The 17,396-nt window shown below is 63.2% G+C and carries 15 protein-coding genes; 10 read left to right on the top strand and 5 right to left on the bottom strand.

What is annotated here, in order from left to right; translation table 11 throughout:
• Positions 1-87: 87 nt before the first annotated feature.
• The 3 genes from PQQ95_RS23505 to PQQ95_RS23495 all read right to left on the bottom strand — a co-directional run bounded on the left by PQQ95_RS23505 (position 88) and on the right by PQQ95_RS23495 (position 4,338).
• Positions 88-1,776 carry an arylsulfatase gene (locus PQQ95_RS23505; protein WP_408441368.1) on the bottom strand — a complete coding sequence of 563 codons (1,689 nt, stop codon included), beginning with the start codon at positions 1,774-1,776 and terminating at the stop codon, positions 88-90.
• Positions 1,777-1,894: 118 nt separating this feature from the next.
• Positions 1,895-2,917: an HAD family hydrolase gene (locus PQQ95_RS23500; RefSeq protein ID WP_408441365.1), complete on the bottom strand. Its 1,023-nt coding sequence runs from the start codon at positions 2,915-2,917 to the stop codon at positions 1,895-1,897.
• 188 nt (positions 2,918-3,105) lie between these two features.
• Positions 3,106-4,338, bottom strand: a complete 1,233-nt coding sequence (locus PQQ95_RS23495) for a formylglycine-generating enzyme family protein (RefSeq protein WP_408441275.1) — start codon at positions 4,336-4,338, stop codon at positions 3,106-3,108.
• 293 nt (positions 4,339-4,631) lie between these two features.
• Here PQQ95_RS23495 and PQQ95_RS23490 point away from each other — a divergent pair, with 293 nt between their 5' ends.
• From PQQ95_RS23490 to PQQ95_RS23465, 6 genes are all read left to right on the top strand, one after another.
• A complete protein-coding gene (locus tag PQQ95_RS23490) occupies positions 4,632-5,591 on the top strand; it encodes an AAA family ATPase (RefSeq protein WP_408441272.1) in 960 nt (319 codons plus the stop codon).
• Positions 5,592-5,691: 100 nt separating this feature from the next.
• On the top strand, positions 5,692-6,621 hold the full coding sequence (locus PQQ95_RS23485; RefSeq protein WP_408441270.1) for a DUF58 domain-containing protein: 930 nt from the start codon (positions 5,692-5,694) through the stop codon (positions 6,619-6,621).
• The gene (locus PQQ95_RS23480) at positions 6,618-7,157 is read left to right on the top strand and encodes a DUF4381 domain-containing protein (protein ID WP_408441267.1); all 540 of its coding nucleotides are present in this window, start codon (positions 6,618-6,620) and stop codon (positions 7,155-7,157) included. Before PQQ95_RS23485 ends, PQQ95_RS23480 begins: the two co-directional genes overlap by 4 nt.
• Positions 7,144-8,181, top strand: coding sequence for a vWA domain-containing protein (locus PQQ95_RS23475; protein ID WP_408441264.1), 1,038 nt, complete (start codon positions 7,144-7,146; stop codon positions 8,179-8,181). Before PQQ95_RS23480 ends, PQQ95_RS23475 begins: the two co-directional genes overlap by 14 nt.
• Positions 8,171-9,763, top strand: coding sequence for a VWA domain-containing protein (locus PQQ95_RS23470; RefSeq protein ID WP_408441262.1), 1,593 nt, complete (start codon positions 8,171-8,173; stop codon positions 9,761-9,763). Before PQQ95_RS23475 ends, PQQ95_RS23470 begins: the two co-directional genes overlap by 11 nt.
• Positions 9,760-11,136 carry a hypothetical protein gene (locus tag PQQ95_RS23465; RefSeq protein WP_408441259.1) on the top strand — a complete coding sequence of 459 codons (1,377 nt, stop codon included), beginning with the start codon at positions 9,760-9,762 and terminating at the stop codon, positions 11,134-11,136. Before PQQ95_RS23470 ends, PQQ95_RS23465 begins: the two co-directional genes overlap by 4 nt.
• 127 nt (positions 11,137-11,263) lie before the next feature.
• Here PQQ95_RS23465 and PQQ95_RS23460 read toward each other — a convergent pair whose 3' ends face one another.
• The gene (locus PQQ95_RS23460; RefSeq protein ID WP_408441256.1) at positions 11,264-11,872 is read right to left on the bottom strand and encodes a LysE family translocator; all 609 of its coding nucleotides are present in this window, start codon (positions 11,870-11,872) and stop codon (positions 11,264-11,266) included.
• Positions 11,873-12,006: 134 nt separating this feature from the next.
• On the opposite strand from PQQ95_RS23460, the gene PQQ95_RS23455 reads away from it, so the two are divergent.
• The 3 genes from PQQ95_RS23455 to PQQ95_RS23445 all read left to right on the top strand — a co-directional run bounded on the left by PQQ95_RS23455 (position 12,007) and on the right by PQQ95_RS23445 (position 15,956).
• Positions 12,007-12,909 carry a transcriptional regulator GcvA gene (locus tag PQQ95_RS23455; protein ID WP_408441253.1) on the top strand — a complete coding sequence of 301 codons (903 nt, stop codon included), beginning with the start codon at positions 12,007-12,009 and terminating at the stop codon, positions 12,907-12,909.
• A gap of 93 nt (positions 12,910-13,002) precedes the next feature.
• Positions 13,003-14,796, top strand: a complete 1,794-nt coding sequence (locus PQQ95_RS23450; RefSeq protein WP_408441251.1) for an ABC transporter transmembrane domain-containing protein — start codon at positions 13,003-13,005, stop codon at positions 14,794-14,796.
• A gap of 140 nt (positions 14,797-14,936) precedes the next feature.
• A complete protein-coding gene (locus PQQ95_RS23445) occupies positions 14,937-15,956 on the top strand; it encodes an ABC transporter substrate-binding protein (protein ID WP_408441248.1) in 1,020 nt (339 codons plus the stop codon).
• Between the two features lie 28 nt (positions 15,957-15,984).
• On the opposite strand, the gene PQQ95_RS23440 is transcribed toward PQQ95_RS23445, so the two are convergent.
• A complete protein-coding gene (locus tag PQQ95_RS23440; protein WP_408441373.1) occupies positions 15,985-16,134 on the bottom strand; it encodes a hypothetical protein in 150 nt (49 codons plus the stop codon).
• Between PQQ95_RS23440 and PQQ95_RS23435 the strand changes: the two genes are divergently transcribed.
• Entirely contained in the window at positions 16,100-17,389 is a 1,290-nt protein-coding gene (locus PQQ95_RS23435) for an MFS transporter (RefSeq protein ID WP_408441245.1), read from the top strand. The two genes, PQQ95_RS23440 and PQQ95_RS23435, sit on opposite strands and share 35 nt — an antisense overlap.
• Positions 17,390-17,396 lie beyond the last annotated feature (7 nt).

The raw sequence follows: 17,396 nt of genomic DNA, 5'->3' as shown, positions 1-17,396 counted from the left end.
TCTGTATCGGCTCGACGCGGCTCGCGCACGACCGACTGAAAAATTGCGCCCACCGGTTAAAACCGGCAGGCGCAACCGCACTCCGTTTTACTCGAGTCCGCGCTTCCTGAAGGACTCGTCGATCTTCTTGTCGACCTGCCTGCGCACACCGTCCACGCTGAAGCTGGCAGGCCGCTGGCTCGGCGGATAGTCGACGAAGGTCTGCAGGAACGTCGACGCTTTCAGCGTGGCGATGCCGTTCAGGTAAACATTCTTCGTGACCCAGTCGTTGTACTGATCCGACGTGATGTCCGCCCGTTCATAAGGATCCATGCGCAGGTTGAACAGCTTCGGCAATCGCAGGCAGACAAGCGGATCCTGCCAGATATTCAGATTGCCTTTCGCGCGCTGCTCGCAGAACACCGCTTTCCACGCGTTGCCGTCCTGATCCCAGCGCATGGCTACCAGATCGCCGTCGTCGTCGAAATAGTAGAACTCGGTGCGAGGATCCTTGGTCGTCTGTCCTGTCAGGAACGGTAGCTGGTTATATCCATCGAGGTGATTCCTGAAACTCGTGCCGCCTGCTTTAGGCGCCCATCCCTTCAGGAGCCGGTCCTTGATACCCGCGTCGCCGGCGGCCGCAAGCAGGGTCGGGAACCAGTCGAGCCCCGAGAACATCTCGTTGGACGTTGTGCCCGGCTTGATATGGCCCGGCCACCGCACCATCGCCGGTACACGGAACGCGCCTTCCCAGTTGGAGTCTTTCTCGCTGCGGAACGGGGTCGTTGCCGCATCCGGCCAGGAGAACTGATTCGGCCCGTTGTCGGTCGTGTAAATGACGATGGTGTTCTTGGAGATATTCAGGTCGTCCAGCAGCTTGAGCAGTTTGCCGACGTCCTGATCGTGCTCCCACATGCCGTCGGCATACTCGTTGCCGGGCATGCCGCTCTTGCCTCGGAACTCAGGCCGCACGTGTGTGAAGACGTGCATGCGCGTGAAGTTCATCCAGACGAAGAACGGTGTGCCGTTCTTGACCTGCTTGCGGATGAACTCTTCCGCGTGCGCGCCGGTTTCGTCGTCGATGGTTTCCATACGCTTGGCCGTGAGCGGGCCCGTGTCCTGAACCTTCCCGTCCGAGGTGCTATGAATCACTCCGCGCGGCGAGAAGTTCTTCACGTAGGGGTCGTTCTTGTCCTTCGGCCAGTACTCGCGCTCGGGTTCTTCCTCGGCGTTCAGGTGATACAGATTGCCGTAGAACTCGTCGAAGCCGTGATTGGTCGGCAGGTACTCGTTCTTGTCGCCAAGGTGATTCTTGCCGAACTGGCCGGTCGCGTATCCCAGCGGCTTGAGCGCCTGGGCGATGGTGATGTCGCCTTTTTGCAGACCGACCGGTGCGCCGGGCGCGCCGACTTTGGATAGCCCTGTGCGCAGCGGCGTCTGGCCGGTAATGAAGGACGAACGCCCCGCAGTACAACTGTTCTCCGCGTAGTAGTCCGTAAAGATCATCCCTTCGTTTGCCACGCGATCGATGTTCGGCGTCTTGTACCCCACCACGCCGCGCGAGTAGGCACTGATGTTCGTCTGCCCGATGTCATCGCCGAAAATCACGAGGATGTTGGGCTTCGACGAGGCTTTGGCAGCAGGTTGTTGCGGTGCACTGGTTGCGGGTGCAGCCGCTGGTTTGGCCGGCGCCTGAGTCTGCGCGGGCGCGTTGATGGATGGAAAAATCAATGCACTGAACGCGGCGAGGGCGATCACTGCCGCCCCGGCTGCGTAGCGCCCCTTTCGCTGGAACATTCTCATCGTGTTGCTCCAATGGAGTTGCTTTTGGGTTCACCCGCAGCGCGTTCCTTGCGCACCAGGTAGCCTCGTAGCGGCCGCAACCTGCGTGCGGCTCGCGCTCTCACGCGTGCATCTACTGCTTTGGTGCGGGATAGATGGTTTGCCAGTCGTCCTTCATGCTCACGACGGTCCAGCCGTCGGCGATTGCTTCGTCCCAGGCCTTGTCGAGCTTGCCGATCTTCGAGGTGCGGTCGTACGCAAATTCGCGTACGGCGTCGTCGTGATGCACCAGCAAGGCGAGGTGCGGGCCGCTGCCTGACGCGGTGTACTGCAGCATCTGCAGATCGCCGTCCGAATTGCCGAACGCGAGAATGGGCTTGCGGCCGATGTTTCGATAGATGCCGACGGGTTTGCCGGGACCGTCGTCGACGAAATCGAGTTTCGGCAGACGCACGAGCGCGGCCTGACCGTCATGCATCTGGTACTGCACGACCTGGCTCGAGCCGATCACCTGCTCGGGCGGAATGCCGTACGCCTTCTCGGCCCACGGCCGCATGAATTCGATGGTGCCGCCCGATACGATGAAGGTCTTGAAGCCATTGGCGCGCAGATAGGCGAGCAACTCCAGTTGCGGCTGATAGACGAGTTCCGTGTAAGGGCGATTGAATTTCGGATGCCGCGCGCTGGCGAGCCACGCGCGGATGGTTTTGTCGTAATCGTCCACGGTCATGCCGCTATTGGCGATGGCGACCAGTTGCAGCACCTGTTTCTGCAGACCCGCCAACGCGCCGTAGTCTTTGGCGACCAAGGCCTTGAAGGCCGGGTTGTTCTTCCACTCGGGATGCTTCGGGGCGGCTGCTTTCACCTGGTCGAGCATGAAGGCGAACTGGAAGTACAGCGGCTGCTCGCTCCACAACGTGCCGTCGTTATCGAACACCGCAATGCGCTCGGCGGGCGGCACGTAGTTCGGCGAGCCTTCGCGGGTGACATCGGCGACGAATTTCTGGATTGTTTGCCTAGCCAGTCCGTCACGCCAAGAGGGCAGTGCGGCTGCCGGACTGACGGCCACCGGCGGTGCTGCGTTCGCGCTGCCAGGCGTCGTATTGCCGGCGGTCGTGCAACTTGCGGCGCATAACGCGACACCGAGCGCGACCATGGCAACGCGGAGCGCCGACCCGAATGCCGATCCAGGCGCAACGCGGATCGAACCCGGGGCATGCTCCGACCATCCTGGCTGATACCTTGATGAACGCATCCAACCTCCCATGCCGATTGCACAATTCCACGCTCCGCACGCGACGGCGTGCCGGGAGAACCGCATACAGCTCGAAAGGACAGTGCGCCCTAGCCTCCGTCCGCTTCTGCGGCGCGAGCCGACGCCTGGCGTGCAAGCGGTTGCTTCCAGGTGTTTTCGTCCATCACGAGGCGAAAGCCGAGATGCGACATGCTGTTGTAGGGGTCGGTGCCGCGCCGCGCGCTTGGACGGTAGCTCAGGCAGTAAGCTTCATTACAAAGAAACGAGCCGCCGCGTGTCACGCGTTTGGGGGCATCCACGGGGACGCCCTGGTCGGCGGGGTCCCACGAATCTTGCGGGCCGACCGGGTTGTCGATCGTGCTGGTGCTCACCGCTTCACGCCGGAACTGGTCGGCGCGATACCAGTCCGCCACCCACTGCCAGGCGTTGCCGGTCATGTCGGAGAGTCCGTAGCCGTTCGCCGGAAAGGTGCCGACCGGACTCGTGCCAAGCGCGCCACCCGCTTTTGGGCTGACCACAGGGAACGCCTGCGGCTCCTGGCCTTGCCAGACGTTGGCCATCTGCTTGCCGTTCGGCGCGAACTGATTGCCCCAGGCGTAAGTGGCCTGTTCGAGCCCGCCACGCGCGGCGAATTCCCATTCGGCTTCGGTGGGCAGGCGTTTGCCGGCCCATTTCGCATAAGCCTGCGCGTCTTCGTAGGAAACCTGAACGACCGGGTGATCGTCTTTGCCGATGATGTTGCTGTCCGGCCCCGTAGGATGGCGCCAGTTCGCGCCGGGCACATAACGCCACCACTGCGAATAGTCTTCCAGCGGCACGGGTTGGCTGGTTCCGACGAACACCATCGCGCCGGCTACCAGCGCGCTGTCAGGCGGACGCGGTGTGCCGGGCGGCAATTGCACCTTCAGCGTGTCCCAATCGGGTTTCTTCTCGGCGGTGGTGACGTAGCCGGTTGCGTCGACGAATTTGCAGAATTCGGCATTGGTCACGTGATGACGGTCCATCCAGAAACCGTGCACGCGCACCTTGTGGGCGGGACGTTCATTGGGCTGCGCCTGCTTCGAGTCGCTGCCCATCAGGAACTGGCCGCCGGGAACCCATGCCATGCCGAGCGGGCCGTGTGTTCCGTCGCCGTAGACGATTTGCGGATGAGGCTGGGTGCGCGAGGCGACGGCCCAACTGATCGCCGCACCGACACATGCAGGAAGCATGACGAGAAGCACGCCCCACAGGAGCAGCTTGCGATAGCGTGGAGCGGCCGCCGGGCTTGCGGAGCCGTTAGAGCGAACAGCCGTTACCGTGCCATGTTTTCCTGAACTCATTATTCCTTCTCTCAAGCGGGTGGAACTGCTGGCCCTTGGCAAACACAGACCAGTTCTCTTTTTGCACTGAAGAAGCTTAGCGATACGGAATAACGAATTAAGCCGGTAACAAATACGCCGGATGCCGCTTAACGAACGTCACACGCAGGCTATCAATTTTCCAGGTACTTTTCACTCTTTTTTTACTCGCGGGAGAAACTTTGACGGAATGGCGCGCGTGCATTAACGTGTGTGGCGGCGAGCGTCGGCATCCGGGTTGTTTCACCATCCAATGATTGGGGAAATCGAGAGTTATGCGCGAAACGATCCTGCGCTTCGAATCGAGTGTCAACGAAGCGATAGTGGGCCAGCAAACGGTTGTCCGGCAGGTTCTGATTGCGCTTCTGGCCGACGGCCACGTGTTGCTCGAAAGTCTGCCCGGACTCGCCAAAACCCGCACTGTCAAAGCCATCGCCACGCGTCTCGCGGCCACCATGAGCCGCATTCAGTTCACCCCCGACCTGTTGCCGTCCGACATCACCGGCGCCGAAACGTTGCTGCAAAGCGGCACGGAACGCACGCTCAGCTTTCAGCCAGGCCCGATCTTCGGCAATCTGATTCTCGCGGATGAAATTAACCGCGCGCCCGCCAAAGTTCAATCCGCATTATTGGAAGCCATGGAAGAGCGGCAGATTTCCGTCGCCGGAAAAACGCACCGTATGCCGGATCTGTTTCTTGTCATGGCGACGCAAAATCCGATTGAGCAGGAAGGCACTTATCCATTGCCTGAAGCGCAAATGGACCGGTTTCTTCTTAAGGTGCTAATTAGTTATCCGTCGCCGCAAAGTGAAGTGGATATGTTGCGCTTGCTGCGGCGCGAAAGCGGCCAGGCGGACACTGCGCCCAGTGTCCTCGCCCAGGATGTCATTTTCGCGGTGCGTGAGGAAATCCGCCAGGTCGCGGTGGCGCCGGCAATGGACGACTACATTGTGTCGCTCGTCAATGCGACCCGGCATGGCAACGCGCTCGACGCCGACCTCGGCAAATGGATCGAAATCGGCGCGAGTCCGCGCGGTTCGATCGGCCTCGACCGGGCGAGCCGCGTGCAGGCGTGGCTGCAGGACCGCAAGTTCGTCACGCCCGACGACGTGCGCGCCGTCGTTCATCCGGTGCTACGGCATCGGCTGATCCTTTCCTATGACGCCAATGCCGAGAACATCGGCGCCGACGCCGTGATCGACCGGCTGATCGAAAAGGTTGCGGTGCCGGCCTGACATCTGGCGCACTATCAGTATCGTCGCATCGACGCGGGGGATCGCCGTGGTCTTGACGTCCGAATCTGCAAGCACCGCCGCTTCTGCAGCAGAGGGCCGCGTGTACGTCGACGCAGCGCATCTGGCGAAACTCGAGTTTCATGCTCGCGGGCTGAGCTTCGTCGCGCCTGCGCCGGTATCGAGCGTGCTGTCCGGTAGCCACGCGTCGCGGTTGCGCGGCCGTGGACTTAATTTTGAAGAAATCCGTGCCTACCTGCCGGGCGACGATGTCCGTCATATCGACTGGAAAGTTTCGCTGCGTCTCGGCAAGCCTCAGGTTCGCGCTTATACGGAAGAACGGGACCGGCCGCTGCTCGTCGTCGTCGATCAGCGCATGAGCATGTTTTTCGGTTCGCGCCGCGCGTTCAAGTCGGTGGTGGCCGCCGAAGTGGCGGCGCTTGCCGTGTGGATGGGCTTCGCCGCCGGCGACCGGGTCGGCGGCGTGCTGTTCAACGACAGCCAGGTCGTGCGGGTCAAGCCCTTGCGCAGCCGTAGCCGGATCAAGATGCTGTTCGGCGCGCTCGCCACGATGAACCGCGCGCTGCACGCCGAGAGTGAGGCACGCACCGACTACGGACAACTCGACGCGGCGCTCGAGGGCGTGCTCAAGCTGGCCGGCCACGACTACCTTATTTGCATCGTCAGCGATTTTGCGGGGGCGAGCGAGCGCACGCGCAAACTGCTGCGACAACTGTCCGCGCATAACGACGTCGTCGCGGCGATGATCTTCGATCCCTTGTGGCAGAGCATGCCCGAACACCGTGCGCTAGTGGTCAGCGAAGGGCGTCTGCAGGTTGAATTGCGAATCGAGCAGGAGCGGGTGAGGGCGCCGTTGTCCACCTTGTTCAGCGGCCGCACGGCGGAAGTCGCCGAACTGTTGCGCTCGAGCGGCGTGCCCTTGATGGCGCTGTCGACCGCCGAGCCGACCGTCGAACAGGTGCGGCGGCTGTTTGGCGAGCGTGCACGGCCGGCCACCGGGAGCGGCATATGAGCGCCCCGGCGGTTTCTGCATTGGCTCCGCCGGACACGTCCGGGCAACTTCAGCCTTTGCTGGAACTACCGCTGCCGCAGGCGGTGTCGTATGCGCCGCAAACCATCGGCTGGGTTTTCGCCGGATTCCTGCTGCTGGTGCTACTGGCGGTGGCGAGCTGGCTGGTCTGGCGGCAACGCCGGCAGCAGCGCTACCGGCGTGTGGCGTTGGCCGAACTCGCCAGCATCGAAGCGAGTCTTGTTGCGATGCAAACGGATTCCGCCCAACGCGCGAGCGCGCTGGCTGCGATACCGCGTCTCATCAAGCGGACCTCGCTGGCGGTTGCGCCGCGTGAGCAGGTCGCCGCGCTCACCGGTGATGCATGGCTCGCGTTCCTGCAACGTACGCACGGTCGCTTCGACGCGAGAAGCGAGGCGCTACTCGCGCTCGCGAGTTATGCGCCGGCCGACCAGGTTGCCGCTATTTCCGCGGACGAAGCGGCGACGCTCATCAGCCACACCCGCGACTGGATCGAACACCATCATGTGGAAGTTTGATGTCCCGTGGATGTTCGCGCTGTTGCCGCTGCCGCTCTTCGTGTGGTGGCTGGTGCCGGCCTATCGCACGACGGCCTCCGCGGTGCGGGTGCCGTTCTTTCACGAAATGGCGCATGCGGCCGGCGAAAAACCGGCGCCAGGCGGCGTGCGGCTGCGCCGCAACTGGCTGCAGCGTCTGCTGATGCCGCTCCTGTGGGTCTTGCTCGTGATCGCCGCAGCCAAGCCGGTTTATGTCGAAGCGCCCATTGTGCGCGAAGAACCCGCTCGCGATCTGATGCTGGCGATCGATCTGTCAGGTTCGATGGCCACGCGCGACTTCGTCAATGCCGCAGGTGAACGGATGGACCGTTTCAGCGCGGTAAAACGGGTGGTGAGCGACTTCATCGCCAAACGCAAAGGCGACCGCATCGGCCTCGTCGTGTTCGGTGACGCAGCCTATCCGCAGGCGCCGCTCACGCTCGATCACGACGCCGTGCAGGTGCTGCTCGATCAAATGCAGATCGGTATGGCAGGGCCGCGCACGGCCATTGGCGATGCGATCGGCCTGACGGTCAAGCTGATGGCGAACTCGCAGGCGCAGGAGAAAGTGCTGATCCTGTTGACCGACGGCAACGACACCAGCAGCGCGATTCCGCCCGAGCGCGCAGCGGAGATCGCGAAGAGCCATAAGCTGGTGGTGCATACCATCGGTATCGGCGATCCGGACACCACGGGCGAAGACAAGGTCGATCTCGATGCGCTCGCACGCATTTCGAGCATCACGGGCGGCCGGTCGTTTCGCGCACTGGGCCGGCAGCAGGATCTCGCCGACGTCTATGCCACGCTGGACAAACTCACGCCCGAGGAAGTGAAGCGCGAAGTCTATCGCCCGCAGCGCGATTTCTACTGGGTGCCGGCCGCTGCGGCGGTCGCGATTTTCGCGCTCTACCACGTGCTGGCGTTGCTGATCGCCGTGCTGCGTGCGCCGCGTCGCGAGGCGCGGCCCGAGCGCGCAAAAACCGTGGAGGCCAGTCATGGAAATTGATCTGACCGCCTTCCATTTTCTGCGGCCGTTGTGGTTGCTGCTGTTGATTCCCGCCGTGCTCCTGCCGCTCTGCTGGTTTCGCCGCAACAACGTGCGCGCGCGCTGGCGCAATGTCATCGATCCGGCGCTGCTGGAACATCTGATCGTCGGCGATACGAAGCGTCGTGCGATTCAGCCGGTTCACACGCTGGGCCTGCTGCTCGGCATCGGCGCGCTCGCCGCTGCGGGGCCAACCTGGCAGCAGGAGCGTCCGCCGTTCAATCAGGACAAAGCGCCACTCGTCGTCGTGCTGGAACTCGCGCATTCGATGGACGCCACCGACGTGGCGCCCACGCGGCTCGAACGCGCCAGGCAGAAGGTGCTCGATATCGCACGCGCGCGCAAGGGCGCGCGCACCGGACTGGTCGTGTTCGCTTCGAGCGGCCATCTCGTCGTGCCGCCCACCGAAGACCCCGCCATGCTCGAACTGTATGTGCCGGCGCTCTCTCCCTCGCTGATGCCGCGTGACGGCAAGAACGCCACCGCCGGTCTCGATGCCGCCGAGCGTTTGCTGGCGAACGATCCCGCCGCAGGCACGATCGTTTTCATGAGCGACGGCTTCGATACGAATCAGGCCGACGCGTTTGTGCAGAAGGCCAAGTCGATCCGTCATCAACTGCTGTGGCTCGCGGTCGGTACGGAGAACGGCGGCCCGATCCGCGGTCCTGACGGCATGATCGCAATGGACCCGGAAGGACATCCGCTGATGGGCACGTTCGACGCCGCCTCGATTCGCAAAGTGGCGGACGAAGCGGGCATTCCGCTTGCCAGCATGCGCGTGGACGACGATGACGTGGCGTGGGTCCAGCATCGCGCGCAGGCCTACCTCGCGCAAGCGGAGGAGTCGAAGATCGTGCCGCGCTGGAAAGAGTCGGGTTACTGGCTCGTCTTTCCCGTATTGTTGCTCGCGCTATGGGGTTTCCGGCGTGGCTGGAGCGTCAAGTGGCTGCCGGTGGTGCTGATTTCGCTCGCTTTCAGCGCCGTGCCGCGTCATGCGCAGGCGGCCGAATGGCGCTGGGTCGATCTGTTCGCTACACACGATCAGCAGGGGCGCTGGGATGTCGAGCACGGCGATTACAAAGCAGCGGCGCAACGCTTCGACGATCCGATGTGGAAGGGCCGCGCGCAATATCTCGCAGGCGACTACGCCGGCGCGCTCGAAAGTTTTTCGCGTCTGAAGACGGCGCAAGCGTATTTCTACATGGGCAATACGCTTGCGCATCTCGACGACTACGCGGCCGCCATCAAGGCGTATGACAACGCGCTCAAGGTTCAGCCCACGCTGCGCGAGGCGGCGACCAATCGAGCCTTCCTGCAGCGCTTGCTCGCCAAAGACCAGCAGGATGAAATGGACCCGGAGGAGGATCCACCCGATCAGGTGCAGACCGACAAGAAGAAAGGACGGGGCACGTCGGCCGTGATCGAGGGCGCACCGCGGCCGAGCGAAGAGGTCTGGATGCGCAATCTGAATACCTCGCCCGCGGTTTTTCTGCAGCAGCGCTTTGAACAGGAAACCGAAGCAAAGGGAGCGAGCGCGCCATGACAGCGGTTTTCCTGCGGCTTCTACTGGTTATCGCGTGGCTTGGCGCGGCTTGCGCTTCTGCGTCGGTCTTTGCCGACGCCGCGCCGAGGACGCTGGTTCGCGCGCATCTCGAACCGGCCGGCCCGGTCGTTGCGGGCAGTGAGGTCAAGCTCGTCGTCGATCTGTTGACGACCACATGGTTTACCGAAGCGCCGAACTGGCCGCTCTTCACCGTGCCCGATGCAATCGTCAGCCTGCCTGACGAACAGGCGGACAACCTCTCGGAGGATATCGGCGGCGTGCGATGGTTCGGTGTGAGCCGGGCTTACCGCATTGCGCCGCAAGCGGGTAAGACATTCGACATCGCGCCGTTTGCCATTACCGTGTATCCGGGCGGCACGAATACGCCCGTGCAGGTCATGACACCCGCGCTCAAACTCGTCGCGACGCTGCCGCCGGGCGCGGAGGGTATGGGCACCTTTTTCCCGACCACTCGGCTCACAGCCACGCAAACCATCGAGCCGGCGAAGGAACACATCAGAGTCGGCGACGCCGTGACGCGCACGATTACGCAACGTGCCGCCGGCACCGAATCGATGTTGATTCCGCCGGTGAATCTGGGCGACGTCGACGGATTGAAACGCTACGCCAAACCGCCCGCGACCCGCAACATCGTGCAGGACCGGGTGGGGCTCGTGGCGGGCGAGCGAACCGACAGCGTGACCTATACCGCCGATCACAACGGCCGGTTCAAACTGCCGCCCGTAACGATCGAATGGTGGAACACGAAGACGCAGAAGAAAGAGACGATCGAGTTGCCGGGCGTGACGTTTTCGGCCGCGACCGCGCATGAGAAGCCACTGTTCGACATTCCCGTCGAAGCGATGAGCAATGGTTTTCCGCACAGAATCATTGTGATTCACAGCCGGCAGGTGATCATCGGCTGTGCAGTTCTGCTGGGGCTCATGCTGGCGGTCTGGGCGCGCGTGCGCGTTGTCACGTTCCTGAGGCGTACCTGGAAACGTGCAGCCGACGCACGCCAGCGCTACCTCGAAGGCGAGGCCGTTGCGTGGCGCCGGCTGCGTGAGGTTGCGCACCAGGGGGATTGGCGGCGGATCATTCCGGCTTTGTATCGCTGGCTGGACAGGACCCACGAATTCGGACATCCCGCGCGGCTGGAAAGCATCGTTCGCGCGGGCAGCGCGGGCGGTACTGACGATAGGGACGATAGAGGCGTTGCGGATCTCGTCGACGCTGTGGGCGCACACTATGCCGGAGGCGCCACGCGCGAGCTCCGCTGGAAGGACGCCGAAACAGCCCTGCGACGGGTTGAGAGAAAGACAAGATTGCAGCAGGAGGAAGCACAGCCGCTTCCGCCGCTCAATCAATTTTAATTAAAGCAAGCTGCCAGCCCATCGCCTTCCTGACTGTGCGACGGGGAAAGGCGACCGCGTATTTCAGCAATCGCACGGCACACGCAGACCTGATGTGCCGCGCCAATCACACATGCAGCATCGCGCTTCAGGCGAAGGCGACATAAGCCGCCACGAGGATCATGCAGATACCGAACACGCGTCCCTGAATCCGCAACGCGCGTGCGGATCGAAACCGGCGAAGAATCAACTGGCCGCCATAGATCCACGGAAAGTGGCAGACCATGCACACGACGAGAAACGCCGCCGCGAATTGGAAGACTTGCACCGGCAGTGGTTTTGCCGGGTCGAGAAACTGCGAAAACATCACCAGAATCATCGAGTGAATCTTGAGATTGAGGATCACGGATAGAAATCCGTCGCCGGTACGCAGGCGCGAATGATCCTGCTCGCTGCTGTTTGCGGAGTGGGCCGACGAACGAAAAAATCCCCAGGCAAGATAGAGCAGATAGACGGTGCCCGCCCACTTGAGCACCATCTGAATTTCAGGGTGGCCGTGCAATACCTTGCCGAGCCCCATTCCGTAGACGAGGCACAGCACCAGATTGGCGATCTCGAAGCCGGCCCAGAAGGGAATCGAACCGGTCACGCCGTAGCGGCCGCCGGCGGTCGCGAGGACCGTGTTGCCGGGACCGGGGCTGACGACCATCGGTACGGTGTAGCCAAGAAACAGAATCCAGATGTTCCATGCAATCATCGATTGGCCTCATGTCGACAGGGAGCCGGGGACTTCACGTTTGCCCGCGGAGTGTGTGATTAGAAGCGACTTCCTCCTGCACCACAAACGGGTTATCTTCATGCTCTCGATAAACCAAGGTAATCGACCAGCCCATGCGACGCCTGCCTCCGCTAGGTGCGCTGCGTGCCTTTGAGGCCGCGGCGCAGCATCTGAGCTTTACCCGTGCCGCTGCCGAGCTGTGTGTGACGCAGGCGGCCATCAGTCATCAGATCCGCCAGCTCGAGGCGTGGTTGGGCTTTCGCCTGTTCGAGCGGCGCGGGCATGCGCTGAAGCTCACCGCAAAGGGCCAGGCCTATCTTCCGGAACTGGCCGGCGCGCTCGATCGCATCGCGGCGGCAACGCTGCGTCTCATGGAGCCCGATGCGCGGCCGCTGCGCATTACGGTGCTGCCGTCGTTCGCTTCGCGATGGCTGGTGCCGCGTCTTGATGCGTTTCGCGCCTTGCATCCGGACATCGACGTGCGCCTCGATGCTTCGGCCGATGTGTGGACGTTTGCAACGGAGCGCTTCGATCTCGGCATTCGCTCGGGACTCGGGAAATGGGCCGGTGTGAAAGCCGACCTGATTGCTCGTGAAACGCTGAGTCCGGTCTGTAGTCCGGCGCTCGCCGAGGGGCCGCCCGCCATTCGTGTTCCGGCTGACTTGCGCCGTGTCCGCTTGCTGTACGACACGCCGCGAGAAGCGTGGCGGCATTGGTGCGACGAGGCGGGGATCAGCGGACTCGACCTGGAGACGGGCGCATCGTTTAACGACGCAGGCCTCGCGTTGCAAGCCGCTGTGAATGGACAAGGGGTTGCGTTAGGCCGGCTCATGCTCGCCGCAGACGACCTGCATGGCGGTCGACTGGTGCAGCCTTTCGACGTCGTGCTGCCTAACGACTACAGTTACTGGCTGGTTTATCCGCCTGCGGCGCTGGAGCGCGCCAACGTCGTGGCGTTCCGGACATGGCTGCTCTCGGAGGCGAAGCAGAGCGCGGAGCCGGTCGCCATCTTCTAGCGGCCCGCTACCGGTTCCGGTTTTTACGTCAACCGCCTTCGAATCCGCAGGACTGGCACAATCGGGTGATCTTCGATTCGCTTGGGAATCTTCATGCCAGATGCTGTTCCGTCTTCGCCGCCCGCATCCGCTTCACGACGTATCGGCCCTCTGTTCGCCCTGTTTCCCTTCCTGCGCCCCTATGCGGGCCGCTGGGCGCTCGCGTTCCTCGCGCTGGTGACTTCGGCGGGCGCCACGCTGGTGTTGCCGGTGGCGTTCAAATACCTGATCGACCGTGGCTTCGCGGGGGGCGACCGGGCGCACATCGACCGGTATTTCTTCGCGCTATTCGTCGTTTCGCTGGTGCTGGCCGCCGCCACGGCGCTGCGCTTCTACCTCGTGTCATGGCTGGGCGAGCGGGTCACGGCCGACTTGCGGCGTGCTGTCTACGACCACGTGCTGGGGATGAGTCCACAATTCTTCGAAACCACGCAGACCGGCGAGGTGCTGTCCCGGCTCACCGCCGACACCACTTTGATCCAGACGGTGGTGGGCACCAGTCTGTCGCTGGGACTGCGCAACTTCTTCCTGTTGACCGGTGGCGTCGCGATGCTGGCGGTGACGAGCCCGGTGCTTTCCGGCTACATCATCGCGACGCTGGTCGTGGTGGTCGCGCCGATCGTGATCTTCGGCCGGCGCGTGCGGCGGCTCTCGCGCGCGAGCCAGGACAAGATCGCGAACACGAGCGCGCTGGCGGGCGAGGTGCTCAATGCGATGCCGACCGTGCAGTCGTATACGCAGGAGCCCTTCGAGGTGCGGCGCTTTGCCGGCGCGGTGGAGGCAGCCTTTGAGACTGCGCTTACGCGCATTCGCGCGCGCGCCTGGTTGACCGCGGTGGTCATCGTGCTGGTGTTCAGCGCCATTGTGTTCGTGCTGTGGCTCGGGGCGCAGGCCGTGCTGGCCGGGCGGATGACGGCGGGCCAGCTGTCCCAGTTCATTCTCTATGCGGTGTTCACGGCCGGCGCCGTGGGCGCGGTTGCCGAGGTGTGGGGCGATCTGCAGCGCGCGGCCGGCGCCACCGAGCGGTTGCTGCAACTGCTGGCGGCGCGCTCGCCGGTGGTGCAGGCCGACACCACGGTCGCACTGCCGGCGCGTGGCGAGGGCATCCGTTTCGACAATGTCAGTTTCTCGTATCCGTCGCGTCCCGGCATCGCCGCGCTCTCCGCACTCTCGCTCGACGTCCGTCCGGGCGAACATGTCGCCCTGGTCGGGCCGTCGGGCGCAGGCAAGACCACGCTGTTCCAGCTGCTGCTGCGCTTTTACGATCCGCAGTCCGGCAGCATTCTGATCAACGGTATTCCGACGCGTGACGTGCCGCTCGTCGAGTTGCGCAAGGAAATCGGCGTGGTGCTGCAGGAATCGGTGATTTTTTCCGGCAGCGTGCTCGACAACATCCGCTATGGCGCACCGGACGCCACCCTCGCGCAAGTCCAACGGGCTGCCGATATGGCCGCTGCGGCCGGCTTTATCGACGAACTGCCGCAAGGCTACGACACCTTTCTCGGCGAGCGCGGCGTGCGGCTCTCCGGTGGACAGCGCCAGCGCATTGCGATTGCCCGCGCGATTCTGAAGAATCCGCCCATTCTGTTGCTGGACGAAGCGACCAGCGCGCTTGATGCCGCCAGCGAACGGCTGGTGCAGAAGGCGTTGGACAATGCCGCGCAGAACCGCACCACGCTGGTCATTGCGCACCGTCTTGCGACCGTGCAACAGGCCGATCGCATTGTCGTGCTGGAACACGGCCGCATCGTTGCGCAGGGCCGTCACGCCGAGCTCCTTTTGAGTTCGCCGCTCTATGCCCAGCTCGCTGCCTTGCAGTTCGGCGAGCAGTTGGGGCAGACGGCGTAGCGAGGCCGGGTAAACACCCAGACTATTTCGTTCGGACGGAAAGCAGGCAGAAGGCGTTGGTTTTTTATACTCCACGCAAGCGTTGCATCAGACGATCCGTAGCGAACGGACAGGTGCTTCGCAACCGGAGACACGCTGATATGCCATCGTTCGCCCGCCTCATGGCGCTCGCCTCGAGCGCCTGTGCGATCCTGTTCTGGACACCCCATGCCGAAGCGGAAAAGCTGACGCTGATGACCGGCGGCGCGTCGAAGATCATCTATCTGCCCGTCACGCTGGCATCGCGGCTCGGCTATTTCCGCGATGAGGGTCTGGATGTCGACGTCCTCTCGGAGCCCGCCGGCGTCGACACCGCGACCGAACTGATCGCCGGCGCGATTCAAGGCGCGGTGGGTTTCTACGACCATACGGTCGATCTTCAGAGCCGCGGCCTGGAAGTCGAGGCCGTCGTCGTTCTGGCACAGTCCGCGGGACTTGCCGAACTCGCGTCGACCCAGGTTGCCAGGCCGATGCGGACAATGGCCGACGCACGCGGCCGAAAACTCGGCGTGACGGGTTTCGGCGCTTCCACGTATTTCCTGAGCCGCTATCTTGCGCAGGACGCCGGCCTGGCGGCGAGCAGCTACACGGTGGTGCCGCAGGGTCCCGGCGACGGCTTCGCCGATGCGATGATGAAAGGATCGATCGACGCCGGCATGGTCGAGGAACCCACCGCATCGAGGCTGCTGGACGCAGGCGCGGCGCGGGTGCTGGTGGACATGCGCAGTATCGAGGGCACGCGCACGGCGCTTGGCGGCCCGTACGCCGGCGCGTGCCTGTACGCGCCGCGCAAGTGGGTCTCCGCTCACCCGGACGCAACGAGAAGGCTCGTCCGGGCGCTGGTACGCGCACTCGCATTCATTTCTTCGCACAGTGCCGGCGATATCGTGGCCGTGTTGCCGCGGGATTTCGTCGGCACGAACGAGCCGCTCTATCTGCAGGCGCTTGCTGCCACGATGCCCTCGTTTTCGCGCGATGGCAGGATGCCCGACGGCGCGCCGCAGACCGTACTGCGCGTGCTGGCCGCGGTCAACCCCGCCATCGAGCCGCGTCATGTCGATCTGACGCGAACCTATACAAACCGGTTTGCCGATGAGGCCAAAGCGGCGGCGGGCCGCTGATGACCGGCTAACCCTTCCTTTTCCCTAGTCAACGAAGCAGGATCTGGTGGCTTGAATGGCCGCCGGGGATGCGTTCGTCCCTCACTTTCGGGGTCACCATGACATCTTCAACTTCAGCAGCTTCAACAAACGAAACAACGGCTATGGACACGCCGCACGCTTCGAGGGAATCGCGCATGCGCTCGGTGTTCCGCGTCACCAGCGGCAACTTTCTCGAGATGTACGACTTTACGGTTTATGGGTATTACGCGGCGGCGATCGCCGCCACCTTCTTTCCGACCGGCAACGAATTTGCGTCGCTGATGCTCGCGCTGTCGGTATTTGGCGCTGGTTTTCTGATGCGCCCGATCGGTGCGCTCGTGCTGGGCGCGTACATCGATCATCACGGCCGTCGCAAGGGTTTGATTCTGTCGCTGATGCTGATGGCGGTCGGCACCGCTTGTGTTGCATTCGTGCCGAGCTACGCGTCGATCGGTCTGGTCGCGCCCGCTGTCGTGCTGTTTGGGCGGCTGTTGCAAGGATTTTCCGCTGGGGTCGAACTGGGCGGCGTGTCGGTCTATCTGTCGGAGATCGCGACCAAGGGGAATCGCGGCTTCTATTGTTCGTGGCAGTCCGCGAGCCAGCAGGTGGCGGTGGTGTTTGCGGCGTCGCTGGGCGTGCTGCTGAACCGCCTCATTCCTGCGTCGGAGATGAACACATGGGGCTGGCGTATTCCGTTCGTGATCGGCTGTCTGATCGTGCCGTTCCTCTTTTACGTGCGCCGTTCGCTGCGGGAGACCGACGAGTTCGTCGCGCGCCGCCATCATCCGGGGATGGCCGAAATCGCCCGGTCGATGGTGCGGCATTCACGGCTTATCGTCGCCGGCATGGGGCTCGTGATCATGACGACGGCGTCGTTCTATCTGATTACCGCGTACACGCCGACGTTCGGCAAGGTCGTGCTGAAGCTGTCGTCGCTGGATTCGCTGCTGGTCACGGTGTGTGTCGGCGTATCGAATTTCGTGTGGCTGCCGATCGCGGGCGCCGTGTCTGATCGCGTGGGGCGCCGTCCTGTGCTGCTTGCCTGTACCGTGCTCGCGATCCTCACTGCCTATCCGGCGATGCAATGGATGGTCGCGCAGCCGTCGTTCGGGCGTCTGTTGCTGGTCGAACTCTGGCTCTCGCTGCTCTATGCGTGGTACAACGGCGCGATGATCGTCGCGCTAACGGAACTGATGCCGGTGCATGTGCGGACCACCGGGTTTTCGATGGCGTACAGTCTCGCCACGGTGATCGGCGGCTTTACGCCTGCGATCTCGACGTGGCTGATTCATACTACCGGCGACAAGGCTTCGCCGGGCGCATGGATGACATTTGCAGCGCTTTGCGGAGCGACCGCGACGCTGGCCCTGTACCGTTCGACTCAGGCGCGGGAACAGTATCGAACGGCATGAACGCTTT

Origin of the sequence: Paraburkholderia caffeinilytica, assembly GCF_046030355.1 — a bacterium.
Lineage (GTDB): Bacteria > Pseudomonadota > Gammaproteobacteria > Burkholderiales > Burkholderiaceae > Paraburkholderia > Paraburkholderia caffeinilytica_B.
This window is presented reverse-complemented; position numbering and strand designations above follow the sequence as displayed.